The 23,823-nt window shown below is 60.3% G+C and carries 19 protein-coding genes and 1 tRNA gene; 11 read left to right on the top strand and 9 right to left on the bottom strand.

The features are described 5' to 3' along the window. Positions 1-316: 316 nt before the first annotated feature. Together WG29040_RS19705 and WG29040_RS19700 are read right to left on the bottom strand one after the other, a co-directional pair. Positions 317-1,351 carry an ABC transporter substrate-binding protein gene (locus tag WG29040_RS19705; protein ID WP_127196751.1) on the bottom strand — a complete coding sequence of 345 codons (1,035 nt, stop codon included), beginning with the start codon at positions 1,349-1,351 and terminating at the stop codon, positions 317-319. Positions 1,352-1,419: 68 nt separating this feature from the next. Continuing rightward, a complete protein-coding gene (locus WG29040_RS19700; protein WP_010656125.1) occupies positions 1,420-2,193 on the bottom strand; it encodes a class II aldolase/adducin family protein in 774 nt (257 codons plus the stop codon). A 173-nt stretch (positions 2,194-2,366) separates the two neighbouring features. Between WG29040_RS19700 and WG29040_RS19695 the strand changes: the two genes are divergently transcribed. Together WG29040_RS19695 and WG29040_RS19690 are read left to right on the top strand one after the other, a co-directional pair. Then, positions 2,367-3,794, top strand: coding sequence for a PLP-dependent aminotransferase family protein (locus tag WG29040_RS19695; RefSeq protein ID WP_127196750.1), 1,428 nt, complete (start codon positions 2,367-2,369; stop codon positions 3,792-3,794). After that, a complete protein-coding gene (locus WG29040_RS19690) occupies positions 3,751-4,194 on the top strand; it encodes a hypothetical protein (protein ID WP_127196749.1) in 444 nt (147 codons plus the stop codon). The genes WG29040_RS19695 and WG29040_RS19690 overlap by 44 nt, the downstream gene beginning before the upstream one ends. Before the next feature lie 145 nt (positions 4,195-4,339). Here the strand turns inward: WG29040_RS19690 and WG29040_RS19685 are convergent. Continuing rightward, positions 4,340-4,414 (bottom strand) — tRNA-Gln (locus tag WG29040_RS19685). 78 nt (positions 4,415-4,492) lie between these two features. Here WG29040_RS19685 and WG29040_RS19680 point away from each other — a divergent pair. Further along, on the top strand, positions 4,493-4,753 hold the full coding sequence (locus tag WG29040_RS19680; RefSeq protein WP_127196748.1) for a hypothetical protein: 261 nt from the start codon (positions 4,493-4,495) through the stop codon (positions 4,751-4,753). Here WG29040_RS19680 and WG29040_RS19675 read toward each other — a convergent pair. Further along, the gene (locus WG29040_RS19675) at positions 4,750-6,240 is read right to left on the bottom strand and encodes an MFS transporter (RefSeq protein ID WP_127196747.1); all 1,491 of its coding nucleotides are present in this window, start codon (positions 6,238-6,240) and stop codon (positions 4,750-4,752) included. The two genes, WG29040_RS19680 and WG29040_RS19675, sit on opposite strands and share 4 nt — an antisense overlap. Positions 6,241-6,343: 103 nt before the next feature. Here WG29040_RS19675 and WG29040_RS19670 point away from each other — a divergent pair, with 103 nt between their 5' ends. From WG29040_RS19670 to WG29040_RS19645, 6 genes are all read left to right on the top strand, one after another. Then, positions 6,344-6,919 (top strand): TetR/AcrR family transcriptional regulator, encoded by a 576-nt coding sequence (locus WG29040_RS19670; RefSeq protein WP_127196746.1) that lies wholly within the window; start codon positions 6,344-6,346, stop codon positions 6,917-6,919. A gap of 176 nt (positions 6,920-7,095) precedes the next feature. Further along, entirely contained in the window at positions 7,096-8,100 is a 1,005-nt protein-coding gene (locus WG29040_RS19665) for a helix-turn-helix transcriptional regulator (RefSeq protein ID WP_127196745.1), read from the top strand. Positions 8,101-8,218: 118 nt separating this feature from the next. Next, positions 8,219-10,060, top strand: a complete 1,842-nt coding sequence (locus WG29040_RS19660) for an amidohydrolase (protein WP_127196744.1) — start codon at positions 8,219-8,221, stop codon at positions 10,058-10,060. A gap of 66 nt (positions 10,061-10,126) precedes the next feature. Next, positions 10,127-11,533, top strand: coding sequence for a cytosine permease (locus tag WG29040_RS19655; RefSeq protein ID WP_127196743.1), 1,407 nt, complete (start codon positions 10,127-10,129; stop codon positions 11,531-11,533). A 177-nt stretch (positions 11,534-11,710) separates the two neighbouring features. After that, positions 11,711-12,466 carry a hypothetical protein gene (locus tag WG29040_RS19650; RefSeq protein WP_235972437.1) on the top strand — a complete coding sequence of 252 codons (756 nt, stop codon included), beginning with the start codon at positions 11,711-11,713 and terminating at the stop codon, positions 12,464-12,466. Positions 12,467-12,489: 23 nt separating this feature from the next. Next, positions 12,490-13,548: a linear amide C-N hydrolase gene (locus tag WG29040_RS19645; protein WP_127196742.1), complete on the top strand. Its 1,059-nt coding sequence runs from the start codon at positions 12,490-12,492 to the stop codon at positions 13,546-13,548. A gap of 1,270 nt (positions 13,549-14,818) precedes the next feature. On the opposite strand, the gene WG29040_RS19640 is transcribed toward WG29040_RS19645, so the two are convergent. From WG29040_RS19640 to araD1, 4 genes are all read right to left on the bottom strand, one after another. Further along, the gene (locus WG29040_RS19640; protein WP_127196741.1) at positions 14,819-16,405 is read right to left on the bottom strand and encodes an aldehyde dehydrogenase (NADP(+)); all 1,587 of its coding nucleotides are present in this window, start codon (positions 16,403-16,405) and stop codon (positions 14,819-14,821) included. Positions 16,406-16,451: 46 nt separating this feature from the next. Then, the gene (locus WG29040_RS19635; RefSeq protein ID WP_127196740.1) at positions 16,452-18,008 is read right to left on the bottom strand and encodes a UxaA family hydrolase; all 1,557 of its coding nucleotides are present in this window, start codon (positions 18,006-18,008) and stop codon (positions 16,452-16,454) included. A gap of 28 nt (positions 18,009-18,036) precedes the next feature. Continuing rightward, complete coding sequence (locus WG29040_RS19630) at positions 18,037-19,356, bottom strand: MFS transporter (RefSeq protein ID WP_010656116.1); 1,320 nt, start codon at positions 19,354-19,356, stop codon at positions 18,037-18,039. Positions 19,357-19,421: 65 nt separating this feature from the next. After that, positions 19,422-20,420 (bottom strand): AraD1 family protein, encoded by a 999-nt coding sequence (araD1, locus tag WG29040_RS19625; RefSeq protein WP_127196739.1) that lies wholly within the window; start codon positions 20,418-20,420, stop codon positions 19,422-19,424. A gap of 128 nt (positions 20,421-20,548) precedes the next feature. Here araD1 and WG29040_RS19620 point away from each other — a divergent pair, with 128 nt between their 5' ends. Next, the gene (locus tag WG29040_RS19620; protein ID WP_003447511.1) at positions 20,549-21,466 is read left to right on the top strand and encodes a LysR family transcriptional regulator; all 918 of its coding nucleotides are present in this window, start codon (positions 20,549-20,551) and stop codon (positions 21,464-21,466) included. 245 nt (positions 21,467-21,711) lie between these two features. Here WG29040_RS19620 and WG29040_RS19615 read toward each other — a convergent pair whose 3' ends face one another. Beyond that, positions 21,712-22,335, bottom strand: a complete 624-nt coding sequence (locus WG29040_RS19615; protein ID WP_003447513.1) for a TetR/AcrR family transcriptional regulator — start codon at positions 22,333-22,335, stop codon at positions 21,712-21,714. 119 nt (positions 22,336-22,454) lie between these two features. On the opposite strand from WG29040_RS19615, the gene WG29040_RS19610 reads away from it, so the two are divergent. Beyond that, positions 22,455-23,651, top strand: a complete 1,197-nt coding sequence (locus WG29040_RS19610; RefSeq protein WP_010656113.1) for an MFS transporter — start codon at positions 22,455-22,457, stop codon at positions 23,649-23,651. The last annotated feature ends 172 nt before the right edge of the window (positions 23,652-23,823 follow it).

The raw sequence follows: 23,823 nt of genomic DNA, 5'->3' as shown, positions 1-23,823 counted from the left end.
AACGTTTTTTAATTGACTCTTTTTATATTGAAAGACGTTTAAGGTTATCCCGCGGGTGCGCAGGCAGTAACTGCCCTGTTTTGTCTGCTCCTCAACGTGGAGATAACACTTGGCATGCCTCAACATAGCGTAGGGCTACTGACTACACCTGCTTGGGCAAGCTGTGCTGTTTATGGGGGGGATCGGTTCATCCCCGCGCTGCAGTGGATATTGCCAGTCTGACCGGCCCTTTCCCGGGTCGATCAGATGCCTGGCTTTGGAACTCCGCTCTGCCGTTTGACCGACATGCCGGAGCTGGCGGGGCAGCAGCGCGGGATCAGTGGGTTTTAGCCACCCAGGCGTTGAAGCGCTGTTCTAGCTCTTCGCCATGATCGACCCAGAATCCATTGTTCATGGGCATTGCCTGCGCCAGGTTTGACGGGGCGGTGTTCAGGCGTGCTGCCAGGGCGGGATCAAGCAGGGCTGCGGTATGCAGACTGGTCGAACCATAACCCAGGGTCGCGGTATGGATCTTCTGGTTTTCCGGGCGCAAGGAGAAACTGATGAACTGCTCCGCGACGGCTTTGTTCTTGCTGCCTTTTGGGATAGCCCAGGAGTCGATGGCATAGATGCTGCCGTTCCAGACGATCTTGACCGGGGCTCCGGATTCCTGGGCCGAGAACACGCGACCATTGAAGGCGGTGCTCATGACCACATCACCGCTGGCCAGGAACTGCATTGGCTGCGCGCCTGCTTCCCACCATTGAAGCTGGGACTTGATCTGATCCAGTTTGCGGAATGCGCGATCCACACCTTCTTTGCTGCCAAGTACTTTGTAGATATCGGCATAGTCCACGCCATCGGCCATCAAGGCGATTTCCAGGGTGTACTTGGCTCCTTTGCGCAGGCTGCGCTTGCCGGGAAACTTCTGCACATCCCAGAAATCCTTCCAGCCAGTGGGCGCAGCACTCAGTTTGTCGCTGTTGTAAGCCATAGCCATGGACCAGACCAGCAAGCCGGCACCGCATTCCGAGAATGTGCCGGGCACGAAGTCTTCGGCCTTGCCCAGTTGCGCGGCATCCAGTGGCTCGAACATGCCTTCATCGCAACCGCGAATCAGTTCCGGTGCTTCGACCTGAACCACGTCCCAGTTGACGCTGTCGGTATCGACCATGACCTTGATCCGGCCCATTTCGCCGTTGTATTCCCCGGCTATCAGTTGGTTGCCAGTGGCTTTTTCAAAGGGTTTGTAGAAGGCTTGCGACTGCACATCCTTGCTGACGCCGCCGAACGAAATCACGGTTATTTCGCTGGCCATGGCACTCGACGCCACGACGGCGAGCAACAGGGTTCCAATGGCTTTGCTTTTCATGTCTACCTCTAGGATTGTTGGTTTTGGCAGATGTAGAAGAATCAATGGCGGTGTCTGGCGCTCGCCGCTCAGGTGCGATAATCCACCGGGTCACCGGCGATGAGACGCAGGGCCGAGGTCCAGGCAAGTTGGTGCAGCTGCTGGTCGATTTCGTCATCGGACTGTTGCGCGGTCAATTCGCATACGGCCTCTGAGGGCAAGCGCAATGCCTGTCCACCGGCCAGTGCCTGCACCTGGGCCTGGCAAGCGCGTTCCAGGAAGTAGATCTGGTTGAAGGCTTCAGCGATGCTGCGTCCGGCTGCCAGCAGCCCGTGGTTGCGCAGGATCATCGCCATGTGCGGTCCCAGATCGGCCACCAGCCTGGCGCGTTCATCGGGGTTCAAAGAGATGCCCTCATAATCATGGTAAGCCAGGCGCCGGTAGAACTTCAGGGCATGCTGGCTGATCGGCAACAAGCCGTTTTCCTGGGCGGATACGGCGATACCTGCCGAGGTATGGGTGTGCACCACGCAATCGATATCCGGGCGCGCCCCATGGATCGCCGAATGAATATTGAAGCCGGCACGGTTGACACTGTCGGCCCCGCGCCAGGGATCGAGGACATTGCCTTGATGATCGATTTTGATCAGATCCGAGGCGCGCATTTCGTGGAACAGCACCCCATAGCAATTGATCAGGAAGTGGCCGTGCTCACCTGGAACCCTGGCGGAGATGTGGGTGTCGATCAGATCGGTCATGCGCAAATGCGCGAGCAGGCGGTAGAGCGCTGCCAGGTCACAACGGGTTTGCCACTCTTGTGCGCTAATCTGGCTGCGGTCGATTTGCAGGGGGGTATCGTGCATGGCGGTTCCAGGTTCGTGGTATGTTCTGCCGATAAATCGATCGGCCATGCCCCGATCCTGACGTAGTGCCCTGCTGGCGACCAGACACACAACAGGCCTTATGACGGCATCACTGTTATGGTCTTTTTACCAGTACACCAGCCTGCCCAAACCTTGCTTGTACGGACGTTCTCATGATGTTCCTGGATTCCGCTTCGCAGGCGCCGCTGGTTAGCCAGATCGTTGCTGGCATCAGTCTGGCGATCAAACAGCAACAGTTACGCCCGGGCAGCAAGTTGCCCTCGATCCGCAAGCTCTCGCAATCCCATAAGGTCAGCCACTTCACCGTTGTCGAGGCCTATGACCGGCTGGTGGCAGCGGGCTTGTTGAAAGCGGTGCCCAATGCCGGTTTCTTCGTGCGCGAACTGGCGGACAGCGTTATTTGCGCGGCGCCGGCGCCGGCGCCGGCAGAGGCTGCGGATGTGGATGCGCACGGCGAGTTCGATTTCGACGCTTACCTGTTATTGCAGCGGGCCTTCCAGCCAATGGGTACCGAGGTGCGTCCCGGGGTCGGTCTGCTGCCTGAACAGTGGGCGGACGACGATGGCCTGCAACGTAGCCTGCGGGTGCTGGCCCGAAGCGCACCCGGGGATTTTTCCGGTTACGGCATTGCCAAAGGCAGCGCGAAACTGCGCGCCAGGCTGGTGGAGAAACTGGCCGACAGCCGGATTGCGGCCCACCCCGAACAAATCATCCTGACCGGCGGCGCCAGTCATGCACTGGATCTGGTGGTGCGTTACCTGGTGCAGCGGGGCGACCCGGTGCTGGTTGACGAGCCGGGCTATCACAACCTGTTTTTCAATCTGCATTTGCAAGGCGCCAGGCTGCTGGGTGTGCCGCGCACCCGTGACGGCATCGACCTGGAACAGCTTGAACAACTGATCGTGCAGCACCGGCCCAAGGTGTTTTTCACCAACACCCGCCTGCAATGTCCCACCGGTACCAGCCTGTCGTTGGCCATCGCCCATCGCTTGCTGCTACTGGCGCACAAGCATGATTTCCTGATTGTCGAAAACGACATCTATGCCGACCTGGACCCGAGCGGCCAGCAGGCATTGGCAGGTATGGATCAGCTGTCGCGGGTGATTTATATCGCCAGCTTTTCCAAGACCATAGCGCCGGCATTGCGGGTGGGCTTCATCGCTGCCCGCCAGGAGCTGATCGACGAGTTGCTGCCGCTGAAACTGGTCAGTGGCCTGACCACCTCGCAAATCACCGAAGAGCTGGCCCTCGAAGTGCTGCTGCAGGGACGCCATCGCAAACACGTCAAACAGCTGCAAAGCCGTCTGGCCGAGGCCCACGAGGTGGTTGGCCGGCGTTTGCGCAGTGTTGGCATGGAGCCCTATGTCGAGCCCTATGCAGGCTTGTTCCTGTGGGCGCGGCACCCGCAGATCGAAGACTCCACAGCTCTGGCGATGCAGGCCAGGGATGAAAAAATCCTCTTTGCTCCGGGGCAGTTGTTCATGCCCGATGCCCGTGTCGTGCCCTGGATCCGCTTCAACGTGGCCCATTCCATGGATGACCGGATCTACCGTTTTCTGGGGGAAATCCGCGCCGGCTGACCGGACAGGGGCGCTGCTGGCGGGCGCCATCGGCACCGAGTATCACCCGCGAGAGTCGACGTTTGCCCGCTCGTCGATTCGCCAGCACGATCGGGCAGGGCAGGGCTCCAATTCCTTGAGTCATGAAGATCAAGCCAAAGATGTGGAGGTGGATATGGGTACTAACGTGCCAGAAGTACCGCGATCAACTGCTCAGGGTGCCGCAAGCAAGGGTGCAGAACCCTACTCCGCTGCCCCGGACCCGTCCGGGCCGGCCCTCGATCCGGCAGGTCCGCAAAAGGTGCCAAACAAACCCAGGCCCAACGCTGAAGCTGAAGAAAATCCGTACAGCCCGAATTTCAAATCCGAACCCGAGCCCAAACCCCGGCATGACGCCGATATAGACACCCCGGGGGGTTAGCGGCCCGTGCCATATGCAACGGCAAGCACCGGTTTATGCTTCGCGCAGGGATGACTGGCGGCTTGAAACGGAAAATCAAAAGGGGGGGAGGTTTTTAAACGTGTAGCGCCTGACGGCTGGATTACACGTGGATGAATCAAGTAAATGGCAGGGGCGGCTGGATTTGAACCAACGCATGGCAGGATCAAAACCTGCTGCCTTACCGCTTGGCGACGCCCCTGTATCAACTGCATTACTGCCCATCGATCTCTTGTGAGGTCACTCATTGCGAGTGGCATCGAGAGGATGGTTACCGTCGTTGCAAACCTTGTTTTTGGCCCGCTTCAACAATGCGCGGAAATTTACCAACATTTGTTTCATATGGGAAGCACTAATTGAAAAAAAACTCGTAAAAACAGCTGGTTACTATCAAATTGGGCCAATTCGCTATCCAACACCCATATTCCAGGCACGGCGCCAGATGATTAAAGGTCGCGGACTGATTTGTGTCATCGGCAAATCTGTCCGCGATTCAAAGCCCGGCAAGGTGGCCCCAGCAACAGGAGTGAAGGCTGGCTAAGCCTTCACTGGCACCTGATCCGTGGTTTTCAGGCGCACCACGATGGCGGCCACCAACAGCAAAAGCGCGGATACCGCCAGTACCGCAACAAACCCCTGGTCAAACGCAGCCCGGGCCAGTGCCGTAAGGGTGGCAGCCGATTCTGTGGTCATGGCCTCGGCCGTGATCAGGGCTTCGTCCAGACTGTCGCTGACCATGGCCGGCACCTGCATCCCGGCCGGAATCACCATGCTGGCCGCGTAGACCGCCGACAGGATGCTGCCCATCAGGGTCACACCAATTGCGCCGCCCAGTTCGAATGACACTTCCTCGATAGAGGCCGCCATCCCTGCCTGATCCTGGGAGGCACTGTTCATGATGGTGCTTGAGGCGGCGGTCATGGTTGCCCCCAGCCCCAGTCCCAGCACGATCAGGCTGGCGATTTGTGCCCCGATATTGGCGTTGTACAGCAGCAGGTAAGCGGCCATGCCGATGCTCGATACCAGCAGCGCCCAGAACAGCATCCGCTGGCTACCGACGCGCTGCAGCCAGTGCCCGGTCAATGGCCCGGAGACAAATGAGGCCAGCGGCAGAGGCAAAATGAACAACCCGGCCTGCAGTGGCGACAGGCCCATCACCAGCTGTAAACGCTGGGTGAACACCAGCTCCATACCAATCAGCACGGTGGTGGCAACCATCGCCGAGGCCACTGCTGCGGTGAACCCGGGGTTGTTGAAGATCTTGAAGTCGATCATCGGTTGGGCTTTATGGCGCTGACGACGAACGAACCAAACCATGAACGCCAGGCCAATCGCGAACACAACCGCCGCCGTAGCAAATGACGGAGCGCGTTTACCCAGCTCTTTAATGGCATAGGCGATACCGATCAGGCCGATCATGACCTGAACCGAGCCCCACAAATCCCAGCGTTTTTTACTGTTGCCCGGGTGCCCGGGAATCAACATCACTCCTAGTACCAGCGCGACCAGCACGATGGGCACATTGATCAGAAACACCGAGCCCCACCAGAAGTATTCCAGCAACGCGCCACCGAGCACCGGGCCGAATGCGGCACCGCCTGACGCCACGGCGGCCCAGATACCGATCGCCATCGAACGCTCGCGCTCATCGGTGAAGGTCATGCGGATGATGGAGAGAGTCGCAGGCATCATGACCGCAGCCCCCACCGCCAGTAACGAGCGGGCAGCGATCAACCACCCGGGCGTGGGCGAGAATGCCGCGCACAGCGAAGCCACCCCGAAGATCGCCAGGCCAGCGATAAACAGCCGTTTATGGCCAAGGCGGTCACTCAGGGTGCCCATACCCAGCAGCAGGCCGGACACCACCAGCGCGTAGGAATTGACGATCCAGAGCTTTTCCGAAGCCGATGCCTGCAGCTCCCGGGTCAAAGTCGGGAGTGCGGTATAGAGCACGGTCATGTCGATAACGATCAAAAACAGGGCGCTGGAAATGATCGCCAGGATCAGCCAGCGTTGTGAATGCATCATGGTTTCACCGTTAAATCCTGTTCGAATATTGGTCATGATGGGCCTATCAAGAGTGACGCCCACTGATTACAATACGATCGTATTCTAATTCGGGAATTTTCAAATGGCCAGACCTTCCGTTATTGATCGCAACCAGCTGCTTGACGCTGCAGAGGCGCTGGTGCGCGAGGGGGGCATCGCCAGCCTGACCATAGGCGAAGTGGCCAAGGCTGCCGGAGTCAGCAAAGGCGGGGTGCAGTCGTGTTTTGGCACCAAGGACAACCTCATACAGGCGATGTATGAGCGCTGGAGCCTGGAGTTCGATGATCAGGTGCACAGCCTGGCGGGGGACGAGCCCGGGGGCATACAGCTGATTGCTGCCCACACCGCAGCCACCCGTGCCACCGATGGCATGCAGGCAGACCGGGCGGCAGGCATGATGACGGCGTTGCTCGGGGTCGACTCGCTGCGCCAGCCAACCCGTGACTGGTACCGGGCGCGGATGAATCTGGCAGACCCGCAGACAGCAGATGGACGTCGGGCCCGCCTGGCATTCCTGGCCTCTGAAGGTGCTTTCCTGCTGCGCAGCTTCGGCTTTCTGGCGATGACAGAAGACGAGTGGCAAAGCATTTTTTCCGACATCCAGACATTGCTGGCAGTGGACAGCACAGCGCCCGCGGAACAGACCGATCCTTGCTGATCGCGACTTGCAGGGCGTGGCCTGTCTGTAGGAGCGAGCTTGCTCGCGAGTTTTTTTCAATGCTGCAACCATGAGCTTGCCTCGCGATGGTCTCGACGTTAACAATCACCGCGAGACAAGCTCGCTCCTGCAGGGGGCAGGTCGAAAAAGGCTACCTAACCCTTGGGATTTCAGCGATGGATACGCGCAGCAAGCAGGAAATGACCAGGCTCCTGGCGTTCAACAGTTGCCTGCTTGAGCTGGGGCGACTTGCCCGGACCCGCGGCGGTTCTCACTTCATGCAAGAGGGCCTGCAGGCATTTCGCCAGGTGGTGCCTTTTGCCAGTGCATGGTGGGGCGAGATGTCGACCTCAGCCCTCGATGTACCTCCGCAAACCTGGATGCACGGGCGTATCGACCTGCCCGAGTCGTTTGCCGGCGAATGGCACAAGGGCGCAGGCAGTGACAGCTTTTCCCGCGACACATTGGGTCAACCCGGTAAGGTCATATGTGAAAGCGGTTTTACCGATCCCTGCGCGCAAGTCGATGCCTTTGCGCGGCGCCATGATCTGTTTCATGTGATGTGTATCAGCTTTGAATTGCCCGAAAGCGGCTTGATGTTTTTTGTCTGTCTGTACCGTGGTTCATCCGCCGCGGCTTTCTGCGCCATGGAGCGCAGTCTGTTTTCAGCCTTCTGTGAGCATTTACTGCAACTGTGGCGCTTTCAGGTGCAAGACCTGATCCGCTTCGACAGCCAGGACGGGCTGAGTGATTTTGCCGTTGCGCGCCTGGACGGCAGTTTGCATTACGTGGGAGCACGCCTGTGTGCAGTGATCGAGCGTGAATTTCCCGGATGGAGCGGGTCAGTGTTGCCCGCTCAGGTAAGCAGGCAACTGCAGCAGGCACCCTCGGTGATCCGCCTTGGCCGCTCGGTGCTGACCCTGAGCCCCCACGCAGAGCACGTCATTCTGTCCCTTGCAGCGCCGTCGCGGGCCTCGGTACTGGCGCCCCGGGAGCGAACCGTCGCCTTGCTGTTCGCAGCAGGTCATTCCTATAAGGAAATAGCCAGAATCCTGGTGCTGAGCCCCGCGACGGTCCGTACCTATCTGCGCAACAGCTATCTGCAGCTGGGGGTTAAAAGCAAGGTCGAACTGGGTGCGGCACTTGGATTGAATCCGGCGGTGGCTGTCAGCAGCCCATGACCTCACCCTCCTCATTTGTGGAGGTTCGAAATGTTTCTGCGTTCTATAGGGTGGGCCCTGCCTGTCACGGGGCGTGGCAGCTGATTCGCACCCCACAATAAAAACAGAGGTGAGGCACTTGAAGTTTTCCGGCTTGTTCATGGCTGTTGCCACTCTGGCACTGGTGGGCTGTCAGACCCGCAGTACTGCTCCGGCAGACATGGTGATGCGCAACGGTCAGGTGTACACCGTTGATGGTCAGGACTCGGTACAGCAAGCGATCGCCGTTGCAGGTGGAAAGATCGTTTATGTGGGTAACGATGCGGGGGTCAGTTCGTATGTCGGCCAACAGACCCAGGTGATCGATCTGGCGGGACGCATGCTGATGCCGGGCTTTATCGATGCTCATATGCACCCCGGGGATGGGGGGCGCGCCCTGACCTTGTGTGACTTGAAATACCAGCCCCTGACTCGCCCGATGTTCCAGGCGGCGATCCAGGCGTGCCTGGATGCCAGCGCGGACAAGGGGCCCGATGTGTGGCTGGAAGTCGGCAGCTGGGATCGAATGGCAATGGTCGGTCTTGACGGCGATCCCGATAAATCGACCCTGGATGCCCTCGACACCAAACGCCCGATTCAGGTGCGCTCCTCCGACTTTCATACGGTGCTCAGCAACTCCCGTGGCCTGGCTCTGGCCGGGGTCGACCGGCACACGGCCAACCCGGCAGATGGCAAGTTCGTCAGGGATAAGGCCGGCAACCCGACCGGTATTTGTGAAGACGGTGCTGCCAATATGGTCGCTTCGGTGGTGCCCCCCGTCACTGACGCACAAAAGCTCAAGCAGATCCGCGCTGCGCTCGATGCCATGCGTGAGCAAGGTATCACCAGCTTTATGGATGCCTACTCCGGCGCTGAAAATGGCAAAGCCTTTACCACCTTGCAGCACTCGGGGGAGCTGACCGCCCGGGCATTGCTGGCGATCAGGCTGGACCCCCATGCTGCAGCTGCAGACCCGGTCAAAACCATCGCCGGGGTCAAGTCACTGGCTGCAGCCTACGATCAGGGTGAAACCAAAGTGACGCCGGGGGTGAGCCTGCGTCATGTCAAACTGTTCATGGATGGCATCATCAACGCTCCCGCAGACACCGGTGCCTTGCTGACCCCTTACTTGCATAACGCCGGCTCCGATACGGCACCAGAATGGACTCCCGGCAAAAACCTGGGGGAACTGTACTTCCCCAGGCAAGTGCTCGACCCCTTACTGTTGCAGGCGGCCCGGGCCGGCCTCGACCCGCACTTGCATGCCACTGGCGAGCGCGCCGTACGTGAGGCTCTGAACAGTCTCCAGTACGTGCGCCAGCAGTTGCCGGGCAATGCTTTCAGGCCCGCTATCGCCCACGCCGAGACGGTGGATCCTGCGGACTACCCGCGTTTCAAGGCGCTCGACGTGACGGCCACCATGTCTTTGCAGTGGGCCCAGCAGTCGCCGTCGGTGCTCGACAGTACCGGCGATCATCTGGGCCCCGAGCGTCTGGAACGCATGGAGCCCTTCGGCAGTATCCATAATGCCGGCGGGCGTATTGCCTACGGCAGTGACTGGCCGGTGGACCCTCTCGATCCGTTCCTGGCACTCAAGGTCGGGGTCACGCGCTCGGGTGATCCGCTGAACCCCCACAGTTTCGGTCCCGAATACGCGGGCAAGTTAAACGCCGAGCCGGCGCTGTCCCGCGCCGAGGTGATTCGCGCCATTACTTTCAACGCCGCTCAACAGTTGAATCTGGACAAAGTCCTGGGTTCGCTCGAGGTGGGAAAATTCGCCGACCTGATCGTACTGGACAAAAACTTCATGCAAGTGCCCGAGCAGGAGCTGGCGCGCAATCAAGTGCTGATGACCGTTGTCGGCGGCCAGGTGGTGTGGCGCAAGGAACATGCGTCCGGCCTTGATCCGAAAGGGTTGTCCCGGGCTGCACTTGCCCCGTGAGGGCAGCGCCCGGGCGCAGAACATGCAACAAGCGTTTCCAATAAAAAAAATAAAGGAAGTACCCTGATGAGCAATCCCAGTGTCAGTCATCAGCGAAGTCCGCTGATTGAAACTCGCTCGATCAATTTCATTCCCGAGGCCGAGCGCCATGGCAGCCTCTATAGCCAGTTCACCCTCTGGCTCGGCGCCAACCTGCAGATCACCGCAATAGTCACCGGGGCTCTGGCCGTAGTACTCGGCGGGGATGTGTTCTGGTCGTTGATCGGCTTGTTTATCGGTCAGCTGTTTGGCGGAGCCGTGGTTGCTTTGCATGCCGCTCAAGGACCCAGACTGGGCTTGCCACAGATGATCTCCAGCCGGGTGCAGTTCGGGGTCTACGGAGCTGCCATCCCGATAGTGCTGGTGTGCCTGATGTACCTGGGCTTCAGCGCCACTGGCGCGGTACTGTCCGGGCAGGCCATTGCCCAGTTGATCGATGTCAGTGACAGCGCCGGGATCCTGATCTTTTCGGCCTGTATCGCGTTTCTGACCATTTTCGGTTATCGCGTCATCCACATCGTTGGCAAGGTGGCCAGCGTGCTGGGGATCATTGCCTTTGCCTATCTGTTTACCCGGCTGATGACGCTGCACGATATCGGCCTGTTGCTGGAAAATCGCCACTTCAGCTGGGGATCTTTCCTGCTGGCGGTGTCACTTTCGGCCTCCTGGCAGATCGCTTTCGGTCCCTATGTGGCGGACTACTCGCGCTACCTGCCGAGCGCCACGTCGTCCTGGAAAACCTTTGCTGCCGTGGGCCTGGGCACTGTAGTGGGGGCCCAGGCCTCGATGGTGCTCGGCGTGTTCGCCGCAGCACTGGCGGGCAGCAACTTTCGTGGTCATGAAGTGGCCACTATTGTCGGACTGGGCAGTAGCGGTTTGATGGCTTCATTGCTGTACCTGAGCATCGTTTTCGGCAAGGTCACGGTGTCGACCCTCAACGCCTACGGCAGCTTCATGTGCATCGCCACCATCATCAGCGGCTGGCGCAGCCACCTGGAAATAACTGCCCGCCAGCGCATGCTGTTTGTGCTGGTGATTGTCGCGGCGTCGACCACCCTCGCGTTGCTGGGGCAGGACTCGTTTTTAAATACCTTCAAGTACTTCATCCTGTTCCTGCTGACCTTTTTTACCCCCTGGAGCGCCATCAACCTGGTGGATTACTACTTCATCAACAAGGGGCGCTACGACCTCAAGGCGTTGTCCGACCCGCGGGGCCGCTATGGTCGCTGGAACGTTTTGGGCATCAGCGTGTATGTGGCAGGTGTCTTGATCCAGCTGCCCTTTGTCGACAGTCACTTCTACTCGGGGCCGATGGTTGCGCAGCTGGGCGGGGTGGATATTTCCTGGATCGTAGGGCTGGTGGTGCCAGGCATTCTCTATTACCTGCTGGCCAGAACTTCAGTGCGCGTCGTGCCTGCGGTGATCCCTCAATAGCGTCACTGCCAGCCCCCCGCAGCCCTTGACGCAGGGCACAGGCTGCAGTGAGTTTCTTTGCTATACCTATTGATCAATTCGCTAGCGGGTCAATCGGGACGACAGGCAATGAGGCTCAAACCTTTGACAAGACAGACATTCAAGTCTGCATCAGTGGCTGTGCCGCTGTTGGCTTGCATGCACATGGCCCATGGTGAAGGCCCGGCGGCGACAGCCGCCGGGCCAGAGTGGCTGCTGCTGGCAAGTCCGTTTGTGTGGGCGCCGTCCATGCACGGGCAGGCGGCACTGGGCGGGGTCAACAGCAAGGTCGATGTACCGTTCTCAGAGGTCGTGCACAACCTCAGCTCAGTATTCATGGGCAACCTGGAACTGACCAATCGCACCCTGGGTTTCTACCTCGATGGTGTGTATGCCAAAACCGATCAGTCCGAGAGGGTCTACGGGCGCAAGGTCGGGCTGGCGATCACCCAGACCACCCTTGCCGGCGGTGTGTACTACCGGGTGTATGAACACGCGCTGGGGGGCGCAACGGTCTTTTCCGAGCCGCGCACCTGGCGCCTGGAACCCACTGTCGGCCTGCGCTGGACCAAACTCTCGACAAAGCTGGACGTCAACGCCCTGGGGTTCAGTATCAGCAAAAAAACCGAGTGGACGGATCCATTTGTGGGCTTGCGCACTCAGGTCGACCTGACTGATCGCTGGGTCCTTTCCGGTGAGGCCGACATCGGCGGCATGGATACAGCCTCGAAGAAAACCTGGAACGCCCAGGGATATCTGGGCTACCGAATGTACGTTGCTGATCACCCCGCCATCATTCGCGTCGGTTACCGGGTGCTGTCCCAGGAGTACCGGACCACCGACTTCACCGGCAACAAGTTCAAATACGATGTGACCCAGCGCGGACCGGTGCTGGGCCTGTCCATGCGGTTTTAGTCCGTCTTCAAGGAGGCCAAGGAATGCAGCTGCTCAAACAAACCCGATACCTGGCGCTGGCACTGGCAGGCTTTAGCCTGGCGCTACCGGTGGCCGATGCCTGCACCCGCCTGGTGTACCTGGGCGATAACCAGAATGTGATTACGGCACGCTCCATGGACTGGAAAACCGATGTGGCGACCAATCTGTGGATCTTCCCGCAAGGCATGCAGCGAACTGGAGAAGTGGGCGCCGGCTCACTGAAATGGACCTCTAAATACGGCAGTGTGATTGCCACCGGCTATGACATTTCCACCACCGACGGGGTGAACGAAGCCGGGCTCTCGGCCAACCTGCTGTGGCTGGTGGAGTCGGAGTATCCGCCGGTGCATAAAGGCAAACCCGGGCTGAGCATTGCGGCCTGGGCGCAGTATGTTCTGGATAATTTCAGCAGTGTTGCCGAAGCGGTTGCGGTGCTGGAAACCGAGCCCTTCACCGTGGTCACTGCGCAGGTGCCGGGTGAAAGTCGTCTGGCCACCCTGCATCTTTCGATGTCTGACGCCTCGGGTGACAGTGCAATCATTGAATACATCGATGGCAAGCAGGTGATCCACCATGACCGACGCTATCAAGTGATGACCAACTCGCCAGCATTCGATGCGCAACTGGCAATGAATGCGTACTGGCAAGCCATTGGCGGCACGGTAATGCTCCCCGGCACCAACCGTTCGGCCGACCGTTTTGCGCGGGCATCCTTTTATGTCAATGCCGTGCCCAAATCCGAAGACCCGCGCTCCTCACTGGCCAGCGTATTCAGTGTGATCAGGAACGTTTCGGTGCCTTACGGCATTACCACGCCCGGCGAGCCGAACATCTCGTCGACCCGCTGGCGATCGGTGATCGACCACAAGCGCGGGTTGTACTTCTTTGAATCGGCGATCAGCCCCAACACGTTCTGGGTCGACCTGAACCGGATTGATTTTTCGAAAGCCACGGGAGCGGTAAAAAAACTGGACCTGGGGCCGGACCAGAGCACGATTTACTCGGGTGAAGTTTCAAGCCGGTTTCAAGTGACCCCGGCCTTCAAGTTCGAAGGGTCCTGAGGACACCTGACCCTGTAGGAGCGAGCTTGCTCGCGAGCTTTTTATCGAGCCGATATTGATGCCATGTGAACGCGGCAATCTTGAGAAGCTCGCGAGCAAGCTCGCTCCTACAGGGATTTGTGGTGGCCGGCGGCAATCTTGTGGGAGCTGGCTTGCCAGCGATGACATCACTGCGGTTTGGCGGAACGACCGAGACGCCAATGGCTCGCGAGCAAGCTCGCTCCTACAGGGGTTTGTGGTGGTTGGCGGATCTTGTGGGAGCTGGCTTGCCAGCGATGGCATCTCTGCGGTTTGGCGGAACGACCGAGACGCCAATGGCTCGCGAGCAAGCTCGCTCCTACAGGAATTTGTGGTGGCCGGCGGATCCTGTGGGAGCTGGCTTGCCAGCGATGGCATCACTGCGGTCTGGCGGAACGACCGAGACGCCAATGGCTCGCGAGCAAGCTCGCTCCTACAGGGGTTTGTGGTGGTTGGCGGATCTTGTGGGAGCTGGCTTGCCAGCGATGACATCACTGCGGTCTGGCTGAGCGAGCGAGGTGCCAGTGGATCGCGAGCAAGCTCGCTCCTACAGGAATTTGTGGTGGTTGGCAGATCTTGTGGGAGCTGGCTTGCCAGCGATGACATCACTGCGGTCTGTCTGAACGACCGAGGTGCCAATGGCTCGCGAGCAAGCTCGCTCCTACAGGGGTTGTAGTGGTTGGCGGATCTTGTGGGAGCTGGCTTGCCAGCGATGGCATCACTGCGGTCTGATTGAACGACCGAGATGCCAATGGATCGCCAGCAAGCTCGCTCTTACAGGGGTTTGTGGTGGTTGGCGGATCTTGTGGGAGCTGGCTTGCCAGCGATGACATCACTGCGGTCTGTATGAACGACCGAGGTGCCAGTGGATCGCGAGCAAGCTCGCTCCTACAGGGATTTGTGGTGGCCGGCGGCAATCTTGTGGGAGCTGGCTTGCCAGCGATGGCATCACTGCGGTCTGGCTGAGCGAGCGAGGTGCCAGTGGATCGCGAGCAAGCTCGCTCCTACAGGGGTTTGTGGTGGTTGGCAGATCTTGTGGGAGCTGGCTTGCCAGCGATGACATCACTGCGGTCTGTCTGAACGACCGAGGTGCCAGTGGATCGCGAGCAAGCTCGCTCCTACAGGGGTTTGTAGTGGTTGGCGGATCTTGTGGGAGCTGGCTTGCCAGCGATGGCATCACTGCGGTCTGGTTGAACGACCGAGATGCCAATGGATCGCCAGCAAGCTCGCTCCTGCAAAAAACATCCCTCCCTCAGGTAGCCAGCGGTTTTCGGCTGCTTTCACCGTTGACCAGACGCTGGATACCCAACGGGTTGGCGTTTTTCAACGCGTCCGGCAGCAGGCTGTCGGGGTAGTTCTGGTAGCACACCGGGCGCAGAAAACGGTCAATGGCCAGGGTGCCGACCGAGGTGCCGCGGGCATCGGAGGTCGCCGGGTACGGCCCGCCGTGGACCATCGCGTCACAGACTTCGACGCCGGTCGGGTAGCCGTTGAGCAGCAGGCGTCCGGCCTTCTGCTCCAGCACCGGCACCACCTCGGCGAACGCCTGCAGGTCCGCAGGTTCGGCAATCAGTGTCGCAGTCAGTTGGCCATGCAGGCTATGCAACGCCTGCAGCAACTGGGCCTTGTCTGCCACTTCGACAATCACGGTGGTCGGTCCGAACACTTCTTCCTGCAACACCTCGGCGCCGTCGATCAACAGGCTGGCATCAGCCTGGAACAGCTGCGGGCTGGCCTGATTGCCGTGTTGCCCGGAGCCTGCGAGATGACGGATGCCGGCCACTTCTGCCAGGCGCTTGATGCCTTTGCTGTAGCTGTGCAAACCGCCTGCATTGAGCAGGGTTTGCGCAGGCTGGTTGCTGAAAAACTGGCTGAGTGCTTCGACAAAGCCACTGAACTCGGGGGAACGGATACCCAGCACCAGACCCGGGCTGGTACAGAACTGGCCGGCACCCTGCATCACGGAAGCGCCCAGCTCCAGGGCCAGTTTCTCGCCGCGTGCAGCCAGGGCCCGGGGCAGCATCAACACCGGGTTGATGCTCGACATCTCGGCAAATACCGGGATTGGCTGCGGCCTGGCCGCTGCCATGTCACACAGGGCACGTCCGCCCGCCAGCGACCCGGTAAAGCCGACGGCCTGAATCGCCGGATGCTTGACCAGGGTGGCGCCGACACCGGCGCCGTAGATCATGTTGAATACCCCGGCCGGCATGTCGGTGCGGGTGGCTGCGCGCTCAATGGCCTGGGCCACCAGATCGGCAGTCGCCATATGCCCGCTGTGGGCCTTGAACACCACCGGGCAACCGGCTGCGAGGGCCGATGCGGTATCGCCGCCGGCAGTGGAGAATGCCAAAGGAAAATTGCTGGCGCCAAACACGGCTACCGGGCCGACCCCGATGCGCCACTGGCGCAGATCTGCCCGGGGCAGGGGCTGGCGGTCGGGCAGGGCCTGATCGATACGGGCACCGTAAAAATCCCCCCGGCGCAGTACGCTGGCGAACAGGCGCATTTGCCCGCTGGTGCGGCCACGCTCGCCCTGGATACGCCCGGCAGGCAAGGCGGTTTCACGACACACAATGGCCACGAAATCGTCCCCCAGGGCGTCGATTTCATCGGCGACGGCTTCCAGAAACTCGGCCCGGCGGCTTGCCGGTAAACCACGGAACGCCGGGAATGCGGCGCTGGCAGCCATGGCTGCGGCATCGACTTCGGCCTCGGTGGCCTGGATAAAGGTATACGGCAATGCTTCGCCGGTGCTGGCATCAAGGCTTTGCAAATGTACGGTGCCGGCAGCGCAGCGCTGCCCGGCGATAAAATTTTGACCGCTGATGTGTGTCATCTGTGTGTCCTCAATAGAATCGGTGAAACCTGTAGGGGGTGTGTACTCAGGTAATAGCCCCGATCTGCCAGGGTACAAATTCGTTCTGACCGTACCCGTGCTGCTCGCTTTTGCTGCGCTCGCCCGAAGCAATGCGCAGCATCATGCGGTAGATGTATTCGCCGCGTTCTTCGATGGTCATGCTGCCATCGGCTATGCCGCCGCAGTTCACGTCCATGTCTTCTTCCTGGGTTTCCCAGAGTCGGGTATTGGTCGCCAGCTTGATCGAGGGCGAGGGCGCACAGCCGTATGCCGAGCCCCGGCCTGTGGTAAAGGCGATCAGGTTGGCGCCGCCAGCGACTTGCCCGGTGGCCGAAATCGGGTCGTAGCCCGGGGTGTCCATAAACACCAGGCCGTGGGCGCGGACTGTTTCGGCATATTCATAAACATCCACCAGATCACTGGAGCCTGCCTTGGCCACCGCACCCAGGGATTTTTCCAGAATGGTGGTCAACCCTCCGGCCTTGTTGCCCGCCGACGGGTTGTTGTTGAGCTCGGCGTTCATCCGCTTGCAGTAGTCCTCCCACCAGTGGATGCGCTTGATCAGCTTCTCGCCCACCTCCTGGCTGACGGCGCGGCGGGTGAGCAAATGCTCGGCGCCATAGACTTCCGGGGTTTCGGACAGGATGGCGGTACCGCCTGCCGCCACCAGCCGGTCGACCGCATTGCCCAGCGCCGGGTTGGCGGTGATGCCCGAGTAGCCATCCGAGCCGCCGCATTGCAGGCCGATAATCAAGTGGCTGGCGCTGACGGGCTGGCGTTCTACCTGGTTGGCCCGGGCCAGCAGGGACTTGACCTGCTCGATGCCGCTGGCGATGGTTTTCGAGGTGCCGCCCGTGCCCTGGATGGTAAAGGCGCGCAGGAACTCGCCTTTTTCCAGGCCCTGGGCCGCCAGCAAATCGGCGATCTGGTTGGTTTCGCAACCCAGGCCGATCATCAGCACCGATGCGAAATTAGGGTGCACCGCATAACCGCCCAGGGTGCGGCGCAACATGGCCAGGGCTTCGCCGCCCGGGTCCACGGCACAGCCGAAGCTGTGGGTCAGGGCAACCACCCCGTCAACATTGGGGTAGTCGATCAGGGCCTGGGGATTGATATCACGACGGAAATGATCGGCAATGGCCTTGGCCACGGTTGCCGAACAGTTAACCGAAGTCAGGATGCCGATGTAGTTGCGGGTGGCGACCCGGCCATCGGCCCGTACTATGCCCATGAAGGTGTCGCTGGTCTGGGGGCCGACCCCGCGCGCGTCGACGCCAAAAGCGTAATCGCGGGAGAAGTCGCCCATCACCAGGTTGTGCACATGCACGTGCTCCCCGGCCTTGATCCGCTGGCTGGCGAAGCCAATGATCTGGCCGTAGCGGCGCAGCGGCTGGCCGGGTTCGATAGTGCGGGTCGCAATCTTGTGCCCGGAAGGAATCGGGTTCAACGCCACCAGCCCTTCAGCTTCCAGCACCAGGCCCTGTGGAATGGGCTGCCGGGCAATCAGTACATCGTCCAGCGGGTTGAGGCGGATCACGGCATTGGCAGCATTTTCGCTGCCTGTTTTAGTTATCAGTTGCATCACGGTTACCCCAATGGAGCGCAGTGGCTCAGGCCAGTCCGCGTTCACGGTAGTCAATGAGGGAAGAAAACAGCATCAGGCCGAACGCCATGACCACAAAGAAGATCAGCGCCAGGAAATACGAACCGGTGAACTGCACGATCAGGCCGATCAGGATGGGCACGATAACCCCGACCATATTGCCGCAGAAGTTCATGCTGCCACCCAGTACTCCGGCTTTGGATTTGCCCCCCAGAATGGCCGGCAGGCACCAGTACATACCGCACCAGCGGATAAAAAACAGCGCCACACAGAGCAGGGAAATGACGGTGACGGCGTCCGGGGTGTAAGCCACCAGCAGGATGCACAGCGCGGCAATGGCCGCCGAACCGCCGAACATGCAACGCATCACCTTGTTGGGCGCGCCGCCTGCGTCTTTCCATTTGTCCGCCAGCCAGCCGCCAAAGATTTCACCGATAAAACCGCACATGAAAATCAGGAACGTGGCGCCGCCCATGGCCTTGATATCCAGGTTGTGAGCCTTATGCAGATAGCTCGGCATCCAGGTCAACAGGCCGTAGAACACGCTGTTGTAGCAGGCATACCCGGCAAACATGGCCAGCACCGAGCGGCTTTTGAGCAGGTCCTTGAGAATGGCCTTGCGTTCGCCGTGGGTGCGGGCCGCTTCGGCATTGGCGTCGGTGATGTAAGCCAGTTCGGCCGCATTGACCTTGGGGTGCTCGGCCGGGCTGTTGCGGATGTACCACCAGGCCCAGACGCCGACGATCATGGTGCCGACCCCGGCAATCACGAACGCAATCCGCCAGGAGTCAAACCAGGTAATCAGCCCGGCGATGATGATGGCGCCGAACGCGGTTCCCAGAGGAGCTCCGCCGTCCACCAGGGTCGCGCCGCGTCCACGTTCGTTAGGCGTTAGCCAAGCGCCGTTCAACTTGGCGCCGGCGGGCATGATCGGTGATTCGGCAACGCCCAGGCCGATACGGGTGGCCAGTAGCGTGATCCAGCTGTGGGCACCACCGGCAATGGCTTGAAAAAAGCCCCAGCCCACGGTGGCAACACCGACGATATTGCGCACTTGAAAGCGGTCCAGCAGCATCCCGCCGGGGATCTGCATTAATGCGTACGACCAAAAAAACGCACTGAGCATCAAGCCTTCCAGGGCCGGCGTCATTTCAAACTCGGCGGAAATCAGCGGCATCGCCACCGACAGCGAAGCGCGGTCGATGTAGTTGATCGCCGACAACAGCAGCAGGATCAGGAATATGCGCCAGCGCACGGTGGTTGGACGCGACGCATCCGCGTGATCGGCCAGCGTGGACGACGCAGGCGCTGAAGTTTTGAGGTTCATACGTGTCTCGATTTTTATATTTTTTATCAAGCGAGGCGGGTCTTTTGGCAGACCCGCAAAGCGATTTACAGTGGTTTCACCTTGCCGGCGGGCAGCTCGGCAGCACCGGCCTGGATACCATTGACCAAAGGCTCGCCAAACTCGGCCATGCTGATTTCGAACCGGTCGCCTTCACGGGTCTGAATCTGGTCGGCAAAGGACAGGGTGGCGGTGCCGAAGAAGTGCACATGCACATCGCCGGGGCGCAGGAATTGCGCATATTTGAAGTGATGGTATTCAAGGTTTTCAAGGCTGTGGCACATGTTGTCCTCACCGCTCAGAAACTCTTTTTCCCAGATCACTTCATCGCCCCGCAGGATCCGGCTCATTCCGCTCAGATGACGTGGCAGCTCACCGACCCGCAGTTCCGGGCCGTAGCTGCAGTTACGCAACTTGGAGTGGGCCAGGTACAGGTAATTGCGGCGCTCCATGACGTGGTCGGAAAATTCGTTGCCCAGGGCAAAACCGACGCGGTACGGCTTGGCGTCTTCGCCGATCACATACAGGCCGGTCAACTCGGGCTCTTCGCCGGCATCCTCGGCGAATGGCGGCGTGTCAAAGGCCGCGCCGGGGCGAACCACAATCGATCCGTCGCCCTTGTAGAACCACTCGGGCTGGACCCCCGGGGTGCCCGCAGGCGGGCGTCCGCCTTCGATGCCCCACTGGAAAATCCGTGCGGTATCGGTCATGGCGGCCTGCTCGCCGGCGTTTTTCTGGTGCATTTTGTCGCGGGTCGAAGCGCTGCCCAGATGGGTCAGGCCCGTGCCGCTGACCAGGCAATGGGCCGGGTCCTGGTGATCGAGCGGCGGCAAGACCCGGCCTTCGAGCAAAGTCTGGCGATAACTGTAGGGACTTGGCTCGGTGCCGCGTTCCAGCACCTCTTCCACCAGGCCGTGGCCCTTGGCAATGGCGCTGAGCGCCAGCTCCCGGGTAGTGTCGGTGGCGCGCACCACATGGATTTCATCGCCTTCAATAACACCGACCTGTCGTGTGCCATGGGTGGTTTCAAACTGGATTAAACGCATGGAGTGAGCTCTTCGCAGGTTATTTTTATGGCGAGCCGTAACGGCTCTTCTGGGGCTCACTTTAATTTTTGTCAGAGATGCTGCCTAATGACAGATGCTGATTGAGCGATAACCATTAGTCATCCCCTATGCTGCCATCCCTCACCACCATCATTTCCCGCCTGCGCCTCAAGCAACTGCGTTTGCTGATTGCCCTGGACGAACACGGCTCCCTGCACAAGGCGGCCGAATCCGTGGCGATCACCCAGCCCGGTGCGACCAAGGCGTTGCATGAAATCGAATCGACCCTGGGTTCAACCCTGTTCGAGCGCACGACCAAAGGTCTGACCCCCAACGACCTTGGGCGCTGCGTGATTCGTTATGCGCGGCTGATCCACACTGACGTGGCGCATTTGCGTGAAGAAATGCTCGGCATCATGCAGGGCCACGGTGGTCGCCTGTCGGTGGGGGTGATCATGGGCGCAGTGCCGGCACTGGTGGAATGCCTGGCGCGTTTGCGGGCCAAACAGCCGCAACTGTCGGTGGAGATTGTCGAAGACACCAGCGCCCGCTTGCTGCTACTGCTGGATGAAGGGCGGCTGGACCTTGCCCTTTGTCGCACCAGCGTCAGCCGGCACCCGGCGGCATATGACTGCCACCTGCGGGATCAGGAACCGCTGGTGGTGGTCGCCAGCCCCCGCCATCGGTTTGCCGGTCGCGCATCCCTGGAGTTGAGTGATCTGGCTGATTCGGCGTGGGTGGTGTTCCCGGTCAACATGCCGATGCGCCTGACCCTGGAGCGCGAGTTCAGAGAGGCGGGGCTGAACTTCCCGACCTACCCGATTGAAACCTCATCCACCTTCACCACGCTCTCGTTATTGCTGCAAGACCCGGATCTGGTCGCCGTGATGCCGGTGGATGTGGCGCAGATGGCGGTTACCCACGGCATGCTGGTGCATTTGCCGCTAGAGCTGAAATCCCGCAGCGAGCCCTACGAAATCGTCACCCGCCACGGCATCTCGCTCACGCCGGCAGCTCAGTTGCTGGTGGACCAGCTGGCCTTGTAGGAGCGCCATCTGCAGACCAGCCCCTGTAGGAGCGAGCTTGCCTCGCGATAGAGCAATGTCAGCGCCGGATGCATAGACTGACTCACCGCCATCGCTGGCAAGCCAGCTCCCACAGGGTGGTAGCGGTTGCATCCCACCCACCCCACCGTAGGAGCGAGCTTGCTCGCGAGCTGTTGGCGATTCGAAATACCGCACTGAAAAGCTCGCTCCTACAGGGTGTCCGGGCCAGAGATGAGCGAGCCCTTTCAATCCGCCATGTCGCTGCGCATGGCATCCCAGGCGCTCATTACCTGAGTAATGGCAGCCTCCATCACGCCATGGGCTACGCCATCTCTGGCCAGGGTTGTAAGCCCCAGCAAAAAGCTTTCAAACACCGTGGCCAGGGCGACGGGACTGGTTTGTGCCAGCAACTCGCCCGAGGCAATGCCGCGCTCCACACAGGCAACAAACCCGGCCCGGTTGCGCGCCCGGGCTGCGGCGAGCGGGGCGCAAATGGCGATGGCTTCAGCCGAGCTGGCACTCATAAGTCCCAACGCCACCAGACAACCCCGGGGGTGGCCATCCTCGCATTGCATTCTGGCGGAACCACGCAATGTTCTTTCAATTGCCTCGCGGGCAGGCAACTGCAGGTCAAACAGGCATTCGGTGACCTGGCCATGGGTGTTCAGGTAGCGCTCCATGACTTCCTTGAACAAGGCTTCCTTGGAGCCGAAGGCCGCGTAAAAACTGGGCGCGGAGATGCCGGAGCCGATGCTCGCCTTGAGCTGGCTGAGTGAAGTCGAGTCGTAGCCGTGCTCCCAGAACAGGTGCATGGCCTGGGTGATTGCCGCATCCCGGTCAAACGTACGCGGGCGTCCCATCTGTGCCATTGGAGTCTCCTCGGTAACAGGACTTAAATACTATTCGATACAAAAGTCGTTGACCATTAATCTTTCCCGTGACTACATATGTACTCATCGATACATAACTAACAAGGCTGGAACAAGCGATGGCGGCAGCACAACACAACACTGAACGATTACCCATGGGGGCACTGCTCGCGCTGGCCATGACCGGCTTCATTTGTATCGTGACCGAGACCTTGCCAGCGGGTTTGCTGGCACAAATCAGCAGCGGTCTGCAGGTTTCATCTTCACTGGCAGGGCAGATGGTCACGGTGTATGCGCTGGGATCCCTGCTGGCCGCCATCCCGCTGACCATTGCTACCCAGGGCTGGCGTAGGCGCAATGTGCTGCTGTTGACGATTGTCGGCTTTTTGCTGTTCAACTCGATTACCGCCTGGTCTTCCAGCTATGGCGTGACCCTGGTTGCGCGCTTTTTTGCCGGTGCTTCTGCAGGTCTGGCCTGGAGCCTGCTGGCGGGGTATGCCCGGCGCATGGTGGCACCGCACCTGCAGGGGCGGGCGATGGCAGTGGCCATGGTCGGCACGCCGATCGCGCTCTCGCTCGGCGTGCCGCTGGGCACATGGTTGGGGGCAATGGTGGGCTGGCGCACGGCCTTTGGCCTGATGTCGGGTCTGACCCTGGTGCTGATGGTCTGGGTTCTGGTCAAGGTGCCCGATTATCCGGGGCAGTCGGCATCGCAGCGCACCGGTCTGCGGCAGGTGCTGCTGACGCCGGGGGTGCGCTCCGTGCTTGGGGTGGTGATGACCTGGATGCTGGCGCACAACATTCTCTACACCTACATCGCACCTTTCGTGGCGCCGGCAGGTCTGGGCAATGACGTCGATATCGTGCTGCTGGTATTCGGTCTTGCGGCGCTGGTGGGGATCTGGCTCACCGGCAGGCTGGTGGATCGGCACTTGCGCAAAGCGGTGCTGGCAAGCCTTGGAACATTCGCTGCGATCGCGCTGGTATTTGGTTTTTTTGCTCAATCAGTGGCGGTGATATACACCGGCGTGCTGGTGTGGGGCTTATCGTTTGGCGGTGCTGCCACCTTGCTGCAAACCGCATTGGCGGACTCTGCAGGCGAGGGCGCCGATGTTGCGCTGTCATTGAACGTGGTGGTCTGGAACAGCGCCATCGCGATCGGCGCACTGACCGGTGGCGTGTTGCTGGATCAGGTCGGGGTTGGCATCTTTCCCTGGGTATTGCTGGTGCTGTTGCTGGCGGGACTGTGGATTGTATTCAGCGCCCGTAACCACGGCTTTCCCGAAGGTCAGCGGCAATTGCCAGACTTATCGTAGCCCCCCGATGATAATCGCTGCGTGACCGGACGCAGCCTGCGCCAACGGCTACAAAATGCGCGGATTGTGTAGTCGCTCACCAGGAACCAGGCTGTGATAAGGGCCCCAGGGCCTTCAGTTGCGGGGCCTGCTGCGCAGTCCATCGCCGCCCCGTGCCTGGTCAGCGACCTCA

The organism is Pseudomonas sp. PAMC 29040, from assembly GCF_003994535.1.
Classification (GTDB): Bacteria; Pseudomonadota; Gammaproteobacteria; order Pseudomonadales; family Pseudomonadaceae; genus Aquipseudomonas; species Aquipseudomonas paraversuta.
Note: the sequence above shows the minus strand (reverse complement) of the source record. Positions and strands in the feature narration are given on the sequence as shown.